At 69.5% G+C, this 14,390-nt stretch carries 11 protein-coding genes; 1 reads left to right on the plus strand and 10 read right to left on the minus strand.

All coding sequences use genetic code 11. From position 1 onward, the window contains the following. Positions 1-186: 186 nt before the first annotated feature. Positions 187-1,293 (minus strand): glutamate 5-kinase, encoded by a 1,107-nt coding sequence (gene proB, locus H9Y04_RS27445; protein WP_187816719.1) that lies wholly within the window; start codon positions 1,291-1,293, stop codon positions 187-189. A gap of 376 nt (positions 1,294-1,669) precedes the next feature. Between proB and H9Y04_RS27450 the strand changes: the two genes are divergently transcribed. After that, positions 1,670-3,763, plus strand: a complete 2,094-nt coding sequence (locus H9Y04_RS27450) for a hypothetical protein (RefSeq protein ID WP_187816720.1) — start codon at positions 1,670-1,672, stop codon at positions 3,761-3,763. A 75-nt stretch (positions 3,764-3,838) separates the two neighbouring features. Here the strand turns inward: H9Y04_RS27450 and H9Y04_RS27455 are convergent, their stop codons facing one another. From H9Y04_RS27455 to H9Y04_RS27495, 9 genes are all read right to left on the minus strand, one after another. Beyond that, on the minus strand, positions 3,839-5,077 hold the full coding sequence (locus H9Y04_RS27455) for a glycosyltransferase family 2 protein (protein ID WP_187816721.1): 1,239 nt from the start codon (positions 5,075-5,077) through the stop codon (positions 3,839-3,841). 225 nt (positions 5,078-5,302) lie between these two features. Next, the gene (locus H9Y04_RS27460) at positions 5,303-7,396 is read right to left on the minus strand and encodes a hypothetical protein (protein ID WP_308801124.1); all 2,094 of its coding nucleotides are present in this window, start codon (positions 7,394-7,396) and stop codon (positions 5,303-5,305) included. 136 nt (positions 7,397-7,532) lie between these two features. Next, positions 7,533-9,029 carry a bifunctional cytidylyltransferase/SDR family oxidoreductase gene (locus H9Y04_RS27465; RefSeq protein WP_187816722.1) on the minus strand — a complete coding sequence of 499 codons (1,497 nt, stop codon included), beginning with the start codon at positions 9,027-9,029 and terminating at the stop codon, positions 7,533-7,535. Between the two features lie 41 nt (positions 9,030-9,070). Next, complete coding sequence (locus H9Y04_RS27470) at positions 9,071-9,556, minus strand: hypothetical protein (protein WP_187816723.1); 486 nt, start codon at positions 9,554-9,556, stop codon at positions 9,071-9,073. 455 nt (positions 9,557-10,011) lie between these two features. After that, positions 10,012-10,656, minus strand: a complete 645-nt coding sequence (locus H9Y04_RS27475; protein ID WP_187816724.1) for a DUF998 domain-containing protein — start codon at positions 10,654-10,656, stop codon at positions 10,012-10,014. Positions 10,657-10,877: 221 nt separating this feature from the next. Further along, positions 10,878-12,323 carry a GTPase ObgE gene (gene obgE / locus H9Y04_RS27480; protein WP_187816725.1) on the minus strand — a complete coding sequence of 482 codons (1,446 nt, stop codon included), beginning with the start codon at positions 12,321-12,323 and terminating at the stop codon, positions 10,878-10,880. A 146-nt stretch (positions 12,324-12,469) separates the two neighbouring features. Further along, positions 12,470-12,724 (minus strand): 50S ribosomal protein L27, encoded by a 255-nt coding sequence (gene rpmA, locus H9Y04_RS27485; RefSeq protein WP_093613107.1) that lies wholly within the window; start codon positions 12,722-12,724, stop codon positions 12,470-12,472. 14 nt (positions 12,725-12,738) lie between these two features. Next, positions 12,739-13,059 (minus strand): 50S ribosomal protein L21, encoded by a 321-nt coding sequence (rplU, locus tag H9Y04_RS27490; protein WP_187816726.1) that lies wholly within the window; start codon positions 13,057-13,059, stop codon positions 12,739-12,741. Between the two features lie 238 nt (positions 13,060-13,297). Next, complete coding sequence (locus H9Y04_RS27495) at positions 13,298-14,353, minus strand: phage baseplate protein (protein WP_308801125.1); 1,056 nt, start codon at positions 14,351-14,353, stop codon at positions 13,298-13,300. Positions 14,354-14,390 lie beyond the last annotated feature (37 nt).

The following is a 14,390-nucleotide window of genomic DNA, read 5'->3' on the forward strand; positions in this document are numbered from 1 at the left end:
GCGTGTGGTGCGGACTACTAGCAACAAAGTTGACCAGGCAAAGACGTCGCGCGTGACGGTTTTACGAAGGTCCCTCGGTGAAGGCATCCGATTTCGGCCGGTTCGACTGACCGTTCGTACGCTCGTCCAAAAGCCGGGCGCTCGACCGTACAACCGCCGGACACCCGCCCGTACAGCCGCCGGCGCTCAGCCGTGCAGCAGCACCAGATCGTCCCGGTGCACGACCTCGCGCTCGTACGCGGGACCGAGCTCCTTGGCCAGCTCCCGCGTGGAGCGGCCGAGCAGCTGGGGGATCTCCTTGGCGTCGAAGTTGACCAGGCCGCGGGCGACCGCGCGCCCCTCGGTGTCCTTGAGCTCCACCGGATCACCTGCGGAGAACTCGCCCTCGACGTCCTTGATCCCGGCGGGCAGCAGCGAGGTGCGGCGCTCGGTGACCGCGCGGACCGCGCCGTCGTCGAGGATCAGCGAGCCCTGCGGGGTCGAGGCGTGCTGCAGCCACAGGAGCCGGTCGGCGCTGCGCCGGCCGGTGCGGTGGAACAGGGTGCCGGTGTCGCGCCCGGCCAGCGCGTCCGCCGCGTGCACCGCGGAGGTGAGCACCACGGGGATGCCCGCGGCGGCGGCGATCCGGGCTGCCTCGACCTTGGTGACCATGCCGCCGGTGCCGACGCCGGCCTTGCCCGCGCTGCCGATCTTCACATGGGCGATGTCCTCGGGACCGCGCACCTCGGCGACCCGGGAGGTGCCTGGCTTGCTGGGATCACCGTCGTACAGACCGTCCACGTCCGACAGGAGGACCAGGAGATCCGCTCGTACGAGATGGGCGACGAGCGCCGCGAGCCGGTCGTTGTCACCGAAGCGGATCTCGTCGGTGGCGATGGTGTCGTTCTCGTTGACGATCGGCAGCGCGCCCATGGTGAGCAGCTGGTCGAGGGTGCGCGAGGCGTTGCGGTGGTGGGCGCGGCGCGCCATGTCGTCGCTGGTGAGCAGGACCTGCCCGGCCCGTACGCCGTAGCGCGCGAAGGACGCGGTGTAGCGGGCCATGAGCAGCCCCTGACCGACACTGGCCGCGGCCTGCTGGCGGGCCAGGTCGCGCGGGCGGCGGCGCAGGCCGAGCGGGGCGAGACCGGCCGCGATGGCACCCGAGGAGACCAGGACGATCTCCTTCTCGCCGCCGCTGCGGACCTTGGCGAGCACGTCCACGAGGGCGTCCACGCGGTCCGCGTCCAAGCCTCCGGAGGCCGTGGTCAGCGACGAGGAGCCGACCTTGACCACGATCCGGTGCGCCTGCGCCACTCGCTGCCTCGCGCCTGCCGATCCTGCTGCGCCCACTGCGTACGACCCCATCGTGTTGATCTGTCTGCCTTCGGCAATCTACGCGAGCCGGTCGCCTGCCTGCCGCCGAATTCCGGGGGGTGAGACTCCTGTACGTCTACGCAGAGTGCAGTGCCGGTTCTCCACACAAGAGGTGTAAGCGAGGGACGAGATTCCGGTTACAGCCTTCTCACAGGCCCTTCACGGGTGTGCCATGACCAAAGGATGTCCATTCCATAGCGTGAAGGTGAAAGTCCTGCCATAACCCGGACCCCAAACCGGCGTTGACCAGCTGCCCGATCCCTTGCCGACCCCCCACTCCTGTCGGTGCGGACCCTCGAGCTGCACTGGAGTTCACTTGCGTTCACTCACCCCCCTCAAGAAGCAGGTCGTGAAGCTGTCCGCCGTCGCCGTCGTGGCGGCGTCGCTCGCAGCTCAGGTCATAGGCGCCCTGCTGCCCAACGTCCCGCTGCTCATCACGGCGGCGGCCACCGGTCTCGCGGCCGAGGCCGTGCTGCACCTGTGGCAGAAGGACGTGCTCTACGCAGTCGCCAAGACCCACGCGAATGTCACGGTCCGCCAGGTACTGCGTGATTTCCTGCTCGTCGCCGGCCTGCTCAGCATGGATCTGCGGCCGCCCGAGGCCGTCTACCTGCCGCTCCTGTTCGGCCTCCTGCTCTTCTACGGTCTGCACTTCGCCACCCAGGCCGCATCGGTCCTGGTCCGCCGCAGCCGTACGCTCCCGGTCCTGACCCGCAACATCGACACCTCGGGACTGCGGCTGAGCGCCGCACCGCCCTCCCTGCTCCTTCGCAACCCCGGCGCGCGCCTGCTGCTCTTCGGCCTGCCCGCGACCGCCGGTCTGACGGCCGCCGCGGCCGATGCCGCACCCGGGCTCGCGGCCTGGGGGGTCTCCCTGTCCGTCGGCATCGCGGCCGTGGGCCTCGGCGAGCTCCTGGTGCGCCTGCCGCGGCGCAAGCGGCCCGCGGACACCGAGGCCGCGCTCGAATGGTTCGAGAACTGGCTTGCCGAGTACCGTCCCACGGTCGGCATGTACTTCTCGGGCGGCAGCTCCTCCGCGTACCAGGCGAACATGTGGCTCGAGCCGCTGGCCGCCCTGGAGGGCCGGCCGCTGATCGTGCTGCGCGAGCGGTTCATGATGCAGAAGATCGGGGCCACCGACATCCCCATCGTGTGCCTCCCCAAGGTCGCCGACCTGATGCGCCTCGAGCACTCCACCCTCAAGGTCCTGATCCACCCGGCGAACTCCGGCAAGACCTCCCAGATCCTGCGGATCCCCACGATCAAGCACGCGTTCGTCAACCACGGCGAGAGCGACAAGCTCTCCTCGTGCAATCCGTACGCGAAGGCCTACGACGAGGTGTGGGTGGCCGGACCGGCGGCGCGGGAGCGGTACGCCCTCGCGGACGTGGGCATCGAGGACCGCGACATCGTCGAGATCGGCCGGCCGCAGCTGGACGCGATCAAGCCGTACTCCGGGCCGCCCACGGGCGAGTTCACCACGGTCCTGTACGCGCCCACCTGGGAGGGCTGGGACGGCAACCCGGGCAACACCTCGGTGGTGCTCGCCGGTGAGAACATCGTGCGCGAGCTGCTCGCGGACCCCGGTGTCCGCCTGCTCTACAAGCCGCACCCGCTGACCGGTTCGGTCGACCCGCGTGCGGGCGCCGCGGACCAGCGCATGCGCGAGATGATCCGCGCCGCGAACCAGGCGCGCCGGATCGCCCCGGCCGCCCCCTCGGCCGAACTGGAGCTCCGCAGCGCCGAGTTGGCGGCCCTGAGCACGAACTCCTTCCGGTCCGGCGCCGACGCCATGGAGCGGATGATCCTGCAGACGGCGCCCGAGCCGGGACGTTCGGCGGCCGTGGCCGAGGCCGAGGCGCGCTGGCACGAGGCCTACTGGGCCTCGCTCCCCGCGGGCGAGCACCAGATCATCACGGACGCGCGCCCCACGCTGTACGCCTGCTTCGACATCACCGACGTCCTGGTCAGCGATGTGTCCAGCGTGGTGTCCGACTACCTCTCCAGCGGCAAGCCCTACGCCGTGGCGAACACCTCGGGCCTGGACGAGGCGGCCTTCCGCGCGGCCTTCCCGACCGTACGGGCAGCCGCGATCCTGCCCCCGGACGGTACGGGCGTCGCGGCGCTCCTGGAGTCGGTGCGCCACCCCGAGAAGGACGAACTCGCGCCCGCCCGGGCCGAGTTGAAGGCCCACCTGCTCGGACCCTCGGACCCGCCCTCCGTCGTCCGTTTCAACGCTGCGGCCCAGGCCCTGTGCGCCGAGGCCGACGCGCACCGGGCGCGGATGGCGGCCCGCAATGCCGACGCGATCCCGGCGCAGCGCACCGGCGAGGACGCCGAGCGTGCGCAGCGTGCCGTGGAGGCAGGGCACGCGGCGGAGGAGCAGCAGCTGGAGACGCTGGCGGACTGACAGCCCGCAGCTGCGCCCGTGCCCCCTGCCGGCAGTACGGCCGGGGGCACGGGCGGTTCGGCCGTCAGGTGCGGTTCAGGCCGCCAGCTGCTTGGGCGCCTCGTCCACAGGGGGCGCGGGCGGCGCGGCGGCCCGCACGGCCGGGACGCTCACGGGACGCGCGGGCCGGCGCACGGTACGCCGCAGCACGGCCCCGGCGCTGCGGCGCAGGCCCCGGACGATGCGGGCGCGGCTGCTCGTGGGCCACTGGATCCGGTCGGCCGGCACCATTTCCTTCGTCGTCACCGCGTAGTAGCGGTCGGGCACGCCGGCGTCACCGTCACGGAAGTGCGGATAGCCCAGATACGTCCGCCCATCGCGGCCGCCGAACACCTCCGGGGTCCTCTTGTCCCGCAGGAACTCCAGCACATCGCACAGCAGATCCTCGCGCCCTTCGGCCACGAGGTGCAGCCGCAGCCGCTCGTGGACCTTCATCCGGCGCGAGACGCCCTCGGACCAGTACGCGTCGAGCAGCGGCTCGGCCAGCTCCAGCTTGTGCCGGCGGACCTCGGCGCTCTGCTTGAGGAAACCGGGCCCGAACTGCGGAAGCAGCGTGATCAGGAAGGGACGGATCATGAGCGAGTCACGCCGGGAGCCGGCGGGCACATGCTCCTCGATGAGCTTCATCAGGGCGCGCGCCGAGTCGAACCGCAGGGTGTAGCTGCCGCTCTTCGTCACGTGCACGCCGTCGGTGCGTCCGACGAGGTGGTAGCAGACGTAGTCGGCGACGACCGAGACACCGTCGGCGCGGAGGTAGGCCTCCATCGTGAACAGCGCGTCCTCGCCGGTCTTCAGGGACTCGTCGAAGCGCATGCCGTGGCGTACGAGCAGTTCGCGGCGGAACAGCTTCTGGGCGCTGAGCGTGAACTTGATGTTCGACGAGAACACGTCGGTGCGGTCGAGGGACCGGCGCCACATCGACTTGGGCGCACCGCGGTTGACCCCGACGACCTTGCCGAGCACCACATCGGTCCCGTTCCGGTCGCCCATCGCGACCATGCGCTCCAGCGCCTCGGGGCCGAAGTAGTCGTCGGCGTCCAGGAAGAACACGTAGCGGCCGCGGGCCTCGGCGAGTCCCACATTGCGCGGACCGCTCGGCCCGCCGGAGTTCTCCTGGTGAATGACCCGGGTCGGAATCGGGGAAGCCGCCGCGAACTCGTCGAGATATGCGCCGGTGCCGTCGGTGGACCCGTCGTCGACGGCGACGATCTCCATGCGGTCCGCACCCAGCGTCTGGGCCTCGACGGACTTGAGGCAGTCCACCAGGTACGGCATTGCCTGGTAGGCACCGACAACAATGGTTACGTCCGGTTCCGGCACAGACTTCCCCTGTTCGCTGAACTTGCGGTCATATGTTCAGACCTCGTAGGGACCGTCCGCGTTCCTCCAGGATCTACGTTTTCCTCGTGAGCCTGCTCACAGAAAAGTCCGGCCCCCCAGCGCCGAGCTGGGGAACCGGACTCTTTCCGGAGGGATCGGCCGCGCGTGCGCGGGACGGGGTCAGGCGGGTACCTGACCGTCCTTCTGCTCCGTCACGGCCCGCTGCCCGGGGATGCCGTGCAGCTCGCCCGACATCGCGGCCAGCTGCCTCTCGTTGCGGACCTGGGAGCCCGCGGCCAGGGTCTTGACCGCCGCGTTGAAGCGGTCGATCGACGGCGGGGAGTCGGGGCCGAGCAGATACTCCCTGAGCTCGCGACGGGCGTCCGCCAGCGGATCGGCGGCGTCGTCACGGATCGCGGCGAGCAGGTCGCCGAGCCCGGCCGCCCCGTTGTCGAGGATCACGGCGGCGCGCACCGCGGTGTTGCGCCGCTTGAACTCCTCCTCGCCCAGTTCCGCGGAGTCGGTCACCGCATAGGGCTTGCCGCTCGCGATGAAGTCGGACACCACGCTGGAGATGTCCGAGACCATGCCGTCCGCCTCGTTGAAGCAGTCGTACAGGCGCGGCTCGGCACCCGTGACGATCTTGTGCTCCCAGACCGGAAGAGTGCGCCAGTACGCCTCGTTCCACTCCTGCTTCAGCTTCCTGAGCTCGGCCTCGCGCTGCGGGTCGGCGACGCCGTCACGGGAGGCGACCGCCTCGTCCTTGTCGTCGTCGGTCCCCGTGCCCAGCGCGGCAAGCCGCGCCTCGACCCGGCCGAGCTCGGCGCGGGCCCGCTCCTGGGCCGCGGTGTCCACCGTCCACCGGGGGTCCGCGGCGCGGTCCGCGGCGGCCTTCTCCACCATCGCGGAGATGCGCTGGTGCGCGGTGGCCGCCTGACGGCTGCGGGTGCCGGTGAAGGGGTGCGGCTTGTAGACCACACGGACCGGCGGCTCGGCGGACAGCAGACCGCGCACGATGTTCTCACCGGCGAGGATCAGCGAGGTGTTGCCGGGGTTGTCGTCCCAGCCCTCCCAGGTGGGGGCGTAGAGCACCGTCGGGCAGTCGCCCTCGGACTCCGGCTGCCAGGCGCCCTGTGCGGTCCTGATCGGCGCCAGCTGCGGGCGGCCCACCTCGACGATGTCCTGGTCGAGCACGCCGACGTCGGCGATGGCGTAGCGGTCGCGGCCGGCCCGGCCCGCCGTCCACACCTCGTCGTAGACCTTGCTGTACGGGTTGACGCTGGCGAGCTTGTCGCTGTCGCCGTGGCCGATGAACACGTGCTTCATCGTCGGTACGCGAAGCAGATGGATGTTCTTGCCGACATTGGCCGCGTAGAGCGCCACGCGCACCGTGGACAGGTCCATGTTCATCAGGTGCACACCGCCCGGCACGCAGATGACCGGCACGGAGGTCGGGGCGAGGTTCTGCAGGATGACCCGCTCGCGCAGGATGATCAGCGGGCGGGTGTCCAGGTTCTCCATGGTCTCGAGCCACATGTTGACCTGGTACGCGGAGTCCTTGGAGCCCGAGAAGTACAGCACGGTCTCCGGCCGGTACTCGCGCAGCCAGTCGTCGACGCGGTCCAGGACGGTGTTCGCCGACGGGGGGATCTTCGATCCGCGCAGGAAGGTGGACAGCACGGCGGTGTACGCGAAGGCGAACACGAACGTGACCGCGGTACCGATCGCCCCGTAGACGAGCGACTCGGTCACCGCCGAGACGAGCAGACCGATGAACGCCGCAAGGTCGAGGTGGAGCACCTTGCGGGCGGAGGAGTTGAGCAGCCACGCCGGCGGCGCGTCCGGGATCCGGATCCGGGAGAGGTCCACGTTCCGGGTGACGACGGGCAGCCTGCGGCGGTTGTTGATGAGCGTGACCAGTGCGCCGTGCAGCGCCTGGAACGCGTAGAAGAACAGGAAGCAGGCGATCGCCAGATAGACCGGACCGTCACCCAGGTCCATCCTGACAAGCAGCAGGACGAGGGTGAGTTCACGCAGCAGGAAGCGGATGGACAGGCCCGCGCGCACCTTGGTGAGGCGGTTGATCAGGTAACTGCCGCGCTGGTGCAGGTAGTGGTCCGCCACGTAGGTGACCGCGGCCGCCACCACGAACCCTTCCAGGCTCGGCAGCAGCGCGAACAGCACCAGGAGGGCATGGCCCAGGCCCATGAGGGCCGCGGCGACCAGTTCGGAGAAGCTGCCCACCCTGGCTACGCGGATGGCGGTGGAAATCACGGAACGTACTCCTGAGGGCTTGTGTCCGTCTTGCTCGTGAACGGGGCGCTTGCCGCATCCCGCGTGCCTGACGTGGGCAGGCCCTTGAAGCACCGATCGTGGCACTTCAAGGGCCCGTGTGACACGTCCGGCGGTGCTACAGGTCTTCCTGGCGGTCGAGGACGGCGGCGAGCGCCGCCTCGAAGCCCGACGCAGTGGCGGCGCCACGGGTCGGGTCCTGCTGGCGTACGTCGATGACGTGGCCCGTCATGGCGGAGACGAGCACGTCGAGGGAGGCGCGGGCGACCGCGTCCGAGGTGAGCAGGGTGCCGGCCGGCTCCTGCCCGAAGGCCTGGGTGCGCATCGGAGTCGCCGTGCGTTCCGGGTTGATGCAGTTGACGCGGATGCCGTCGCCGGCCCACTCGTCGGAGAGGGCCTGGGTCAGGTTGACCATGGCCGCCTTGGTGGACGAGTAGAGGCTGTACTCGGCACGGCCGCGCGTGTAGCTGCTGGACGTGAACAGGAGCAGCTGGCCGTTGGTCTCGGACAGGTACTTGTACGAGGAGCGCGCGATCTGCACCGGCGCGAGGTAGTTGACCTTCAGCGCTTCCTCGATGGTGGCGTTGTCCGCCTCGTCGAGGCGGCCGATGCGCAGCACGCCGGCCGTGTTGATCACGTAGTCGATACGGCCGGTCTCGGAGTACGCCTGCGACAGCGCGTCGTCCACGTGCTCCGGGTTCTCGACGTGGGTGCCGGTGCTGGAGCGGCCGAAGGGGAAGACCTTCGCGCCGTAGCCCTCGGCCACCTTCGCGATGTCCGCGCCGATGCCGTACGAGCCGCCGAAGACCACGAGGGTCTTGCCGGTGAGCAGGCCGCGGTAGGCCTCCTCGTCCGCCTGCTGGGGCGCGGCCGTCGAGGCGAGCTGGAAGAGCTTGTCCGCGATGAAGACGTCTACCGGCTGGGTCACCTTCATGTTGTACTCGTCACCCGCCACGACGTGGATCGGCACGTCCGGCAGGTAGCGCAGTACGACCGAGCAGTCGTCGGTGGCCTGGAAGTTCGGGTCGCCCGCCGCGATCTCGTAGGCCTTGCGGATGGTGGAGAGCTTGAAGGCCTGCGGCGTCTGACCGCGGCGCAGCCGGGAGCGGTCCGGGACGTCGGTGATGAACTCGCCGTCCTCGCCGTGGGTCCGCGTGACGATGATCGTGTCCGCCGAGGGGATCGCCACGTCGACCGCCTGGTAGCGCTCGAGGGCGGTCACGCAGTCGCTGATCACACGCTGCGACAGGAGCGGGCGCACGGCGTCGTGGAAGAGGACGTTGCGGTCCTCGCCCTCGGCCAGGCCCTCGCCGAGTGCGGCGATGGCGCGCTCGGTGGTCTCGTTGCGGGTCTCGCCGCCTTCGATGATCTTCGTGACCTTGGTCAGGCCGGCCTTGGCCACGATCTTCTCGACGTCGGACACATAGCCCGGGGCCATCAGGACGATGATGTCGTCGATGGACTCCGCCTGCTCGAAGATGGTCAGGGTGTGCTCGATGACCGCCTTGCCGGCAACCTTCAGCAGCTGCTTGGGGATGGCCAGGCCAACCCTCTGACCCGTACCGCCTGCCAGGATCACGGCAGTGGTGCGGGTTTTGACTATGTGCTCGGACACGGGCTACCTACCTCGGGGCGACAGGAGACCAAGAGATGCTCTCACTCCGGGTTTACGCCTTGCAAGGCGATGGCCATCGGCGCACCGGCCGACCGCAACCCCTTGTTCACCTTGTTTTCAAGGGATTCAACAGCTATTCGGCCATGACCTGACGTGACGAACTCCACCTTTCGGACATTCACTATTGTGATCCCGCCCACAGCCAGTGACCAGGGCCGGAAGTCCCGGCCCCGGTCCGGCGCCGCCGCCGTCAGGCTTCCCTCCGCGCTCCGGGCACTCCGGCCGCCACAGGGAAGCGGACCGGCGGGCGCGAAGGCGGTTCCTTCTGCAACACGGCGGCCGGGAACGCGAACTTCCGCATCGAGGCCGCCGCGACGGACGGTGAGCAAGTGGTTTCCGCGAAGGGAGCCGACCATTTCCTCGTGCGAGTAATCCGTCTTCGACGGACCCCGCATACGGTGGAAGGTCTCCATATCCCTGTCTCCACCGGCGGAAATGGATGTGCCGACGAATTCGGTGCCGATCACCGCCGAATCCGGTTCGCGAAGTCACGCTTCAGATCACCGATCATGGCGAGATGGCAGTCACCCGAGAGCACCACGGGATTTCGTATACGAGCGAATTCCGCGCTCACGATCTGCGAGGCGATCAGGCTCCGGCGGGCCGGCAAGCGGTGCGGGCAGAACCGAGGCACCGAGGGCCGCACCTGCGGTGACCGGAAGACGACGCCGGCGCATTGCCCCAGGCCCCGCGTTCGCTTCGCCCATCGGACAACTTCCTTTCCTGCATGGCCTTTTGGGCCCCGGGAGGCTTCCTCCCGGGACGCACCACCGCCTGGACGGAATCCATCACGCCCATGACAGTTCCCGGAGCAGCGAAACACTCGGACCGGCAGCTGAACGCGCCCGTCCTGAAGGGGTGAAGGAACTCGCGGCGGGAGAACCGGCGAATCGACTTCCAAGCCGGGACCGGCCGAACTCCGTCAGGCGGCAAGTCCCATCTCGCCCGATGGTGTCCGCCGCTGCACATACCGCCCGAGCACCCCCACCGTCGCGACCTCGCAGCCGAGCAGCAGCCGCTCCACGAGACCGATGAGCTCACGGCCGCCGGGTCCCGCCGAGCAGGCCATCCCGACGGCACCCGCCAGCGCGGCCCAGGCCAGGATCCGCAGCAGCCGCGCGGTGCCCTGCGCGTACGGGACGCCGCGCAGGCGCCGGCTCAGGAGCAGTGCGGCGGCGGGCAGGGCGACGAAGGCCGCGACGGAGGCGTAGCGGTGCACGTACGCCGGTCCGCTCAGCTCGGTGGTCAGCGGATCGGTCGGCACCAGGGCGGCGACGAGGAGCCCGGCGCCCCACACAGCGAGTAGGACGGACGGCAGTCCCCGTACGGGAACACCGCGCGCCCTCGCCGCGGCGAGCAGCACCAGGGAGACCAGGCCGAGCAGGCCCATCGTGGTCTCGATCGGGCCCCCGCGGTCCAGCGCGGCGAAGTCGCTGACGGTCAGCTCCAGCGGGCTGAGCCCGGGATCGTTGACGGACGGCGCCCACAGCGCCGCGGTCACGGCGAGGACGACGGCGGTCCATACGACGGGGGCGAGCAGGTGGCTGTGCCGACGAGACGCGATCATGCCCCGATCGTCGCGCCGGGCGGCCCTGGGGCACATCGGGGACTGCCCCCGACGTCCCCCTGATCCCGTCGCTGCGGGCAGTCGTGCCGCAGGGCGGCACGGGTGGGCGCAGCACCCACGGATACGCACACCGGCGCGGCCCGGTCAGGCGACCCGCCTCCAGACGCAAGAAGCGGGCGGACCGAGTCCGAAAACGACCCGGTCCGCCCACTGCGTAGGGACTAGAACGCCTCGAAGTCGTCGAACTCCGCCTGCGCCTCATCCCGAGCCGCCTGCTTGTCCGACCGCCGCTGGGCCGCGGGCCGGGGCGCGTCGAAGCGGTGGTCCTCACCACGCCGCCCCAGCATCTCCGCACCGCTCATCATGGAGGGCTCGAAGTCGAAGACGACCGCGTTGTCCTCGGGGCCGATCGCCACGGCGTCGCCCGCCCGGGCGCCCGCCTTCATCAGCTGGTCCTCGACACCGAGGCGGTTGAGGCGGTCGGCCAGGTAGCCGACGGCCTCGTCGTTGTTGAAGTCGGTCTGGCGGATCCAGCGCTCCGGCTTCTCGCCGCGCACGCGGTAGACCGGCTCGCCCTCGACCTCCTCGCGCTTCACGGTGAAGCCCGAGTCGTCCACGGCCTTCGGCCGGATCACGATCCGCGTGGCCTCCTCGACGGGCTTGGCGGCACGGGCCTCGGCGACCACCTCGGCCAGCGCGAAGGACAGCTCCTTCAGACCCGTACGCGCGACGGCGGACACCTCGAAGACGCGGTAGCCGCGGGCCTCCAGGTCCGGGCGGACCATGTCGGCGAGGTCCTTGCCGTCCGGGATGTCGATCTTGTTGAGGACGACCATGCGGGGCCGGTCGTCGAGCCCGCCGTACTGCTTGAGCTCCTCCTCGATGATGTCGAGGTCGGAGACCGGGTCGCGCTCGGACTCGAGCGTGGCGGTGTCCAGGACGTGCACGAGCACCGAGCAGCGCTCGACGTGCCGCAGGAACTCCAGGCCCAGGCCCTTGCCCTGGCTGGCGCCCGGGATCAGACCGGGCACGTCGGCGATGGTGTAGACGGTCGAACCGGCCGTCACCACACCGAGGTTGGGCACCAGGGTGGTGAAGGGGTAGTCGGCGATCTTCGGCTTGGCGGCGGAGAGCACCGAGATCAGCGAGGACTTGCCGGCGCTCGGGTAGCCGACGAGCGCGACATCCGCGACCGTCTTGAGCTCGAGCACGATGTCGCCGGCATCGCCGGGCTCGCCGAGCAGCGCGAAGCCGGGGGCCTTGCGGCGCGCGGACGCGAGCGCGGCGTTGCCGAGGCCGCCGCGGCCGCCCTGGGCAGCGACGTAGGAGGTGCCGTGGCCGACGAGGTCGGCGAGGACATTGCCCTGCTTGTCGAGGACGACGGTGCCGTCCGGCACGAGCAGGACGAGGTCCTGGCCCTCCTTGCCGGTCCGGTGGTCGCCGGCGCCCGGCTGGCCGTTGGTGGCCTTGCGGTGCGGGCTGTGGTGGTACTCGAGCAGCGTGGTCACGGACTGGTCGACCGTGAGGATCACATCGCCGCCACGGCCGCCGTTGCCGCCGTCCGGGCCGCCGAGCGGCTTGAACTTCTCCCGGTGTACGGAGGCACAGCCGTGGCCCCCGCTACCCGCGGCGATGTGCAGCTCGACGCGGTCCACGAAGGTGGTCATGGTTCAGTGCCTCCAGATACGTACGGAATGTCTTAGCTCTAACACGTCAAAGGCGGACCTGCTTCCCACCAGGGGAAGGAGGCCCGCCTTCGACAGTTCGCTCTATGAGTCCTGATCGCTCAGGCGCTCTACGGTGCGCTGATTGCTCAGGCAGCCGGAACGATGTTCACGACCTTGCGGCCACGGTGGGTGCCGAACTGCACCGCACCGGCCTGCAGGGCGAACAGGGTGTCGTCGCCACCGCGACCGACGCCCGTGCCCGGGTGGAAGTGGGTGCCGCGCTGGCGGACCAGGATCTCACCGGCGTTGACGACCTGACCGCCGAAGCGCTTCACGCCGAGCCGCTGAGCATTGGAATCGCGACCGTTCCGAGTGGACGATGCGCCCTTCTTGTGTGCCATCTCTCCTCAGTCCCTTACTTCGCAGCCGTGGGGATCTCAGTGACCTTGATCGCCGTGTACTGCTGGCGGTGGCCCTGACGACGGCGGTAGCCGGTCTTGTTCTTGTAGCGAAGGATGTCGATCTTCGCGCCCTTGTGGTGGTCCACGATCTCAGCCTGGACCTTGATGCCGGCCAGCACCCACGGGTCGCTGGTCACGGACTCGCCGTCGACCAGCAGCAGGGTCGAGAGCTCGACCGTGTCGCCGACCTTGGCAGTGGAAATCTTGTCAACCTCAACGATGTCGCCCACAGCAACCTTGTGCTGGCGACCACCGCTGCGCACGATGGCGTACACGCGGATCTCACTCTCTCTGACTCGAAGCGGGTCCTCGCAGTCCAGCCGCCCGCCAGGCGGACGGCCTCCCCCGGGGAAACGAGACCGGGAGGCTTCCGGCGCCCTTCATGAAGCTGAAGGACGGGAAGGAAAAGGGTTTACGAGGTCATGGCGCGCAAGGAACACGCCGACGGTCTAGGTTACGGTCCGCCGGTCAGGGGGTCAAACCGGGCCCTGGCGAGGGCCCGGCCCGGCCACCTCAGCTGACGAACTCGCTCTTGTAGAAGACACTGGCGTCCAGGATGTTCTCCGGGCTCGCCTGGGTCTTCGACGAATATCCGAAGGCCAGCCGCGGCGCTCCCCCGGACATCCAGATCGCGATCCCCTGCGCCTCACGGCCCGGCAGCGACTCGCCCGCCTGGGTGAGGAACTTCTCGTCGTACGAGCTGCCGGTCTTGTTCATATCGAGTCTGACGAGGTACGAGGGCCTGCTGGGACCGCCGAAGTAGAGGTAGGCGTACTGGCCGCAGAGCGTGATGCCCTGGAACAGATCGCTGTCGCTCAGCCCGAGCTCGGCATTGGTCGGGATCGCACGTTCCGCGAGGCGATACCCGTCGCTCAGCCTGCCGGCCTTCGCGTCCGCCATGTCGAACACCACGATGCGCCACACCCGGTCCGCGGGCTCCTGGGTCGCGTAGCGGATGAGAAGCCGGTTCGTGTATGGGTCGATCGCCGGACGCGGGAGCTTGGCGAAGCTGGAGATGGTCGGCGTGCGGTCCTGGATCGACGGGTCGGTCTTCTCAAGGACCTGCCCGTTGACGAACCGGAAACGCGAGAGCCTCTCACCCGCTCCGTTGTCGTTGGAGTCGTATCCCTCCAGCCAGAGATACGGAGCCGATCCGGCCCCCACGGGCTCCACGCCCACCGACGAGCCGTGGCCGAAGCCGTGCACGGTCATCGACCCCAGCTTCTTCCCCGACAGATCGGTCCGGGTGATCCACAGGTCGCCGTTGTGTCCGGCGAGCGTGCCGATCCGGTGCTGCACGAAGTAGATGTTCTGGTTGACGTTGTCGTAGGCGAACGACTGCATCGCCCAGTTCTGCTCCTGGAGCGTGGCCCGCCAGACCGGGTTGCCCCCGGCGCCCGGCAGATTGAAGTGCTTGGACGCGGGCAACGCGGCGTTCGCCGTCCCCATGCCGCCCCACGACACCGCGGAACCCACCGCGGCCACGGCTGTCAGCCGGGCGCCGGCTCTGAGCAGCCGGCGCCGGCTCGGCCCGTCACTCTGCTCACCGTCGGAATCCGCCTTGCGCACGTACACCCACCCCGTTCGACATCATCTGCATACCTGC

This window comes from Streptomyces polyasparticus, assembly GCF_014493765.1.
Lineage (GTDB): Bacteria > Actinomycetota > Actinomycetes > Streptomycetales > Streptomycetaceae > Streptomyces > Streptomyces polyasparticus.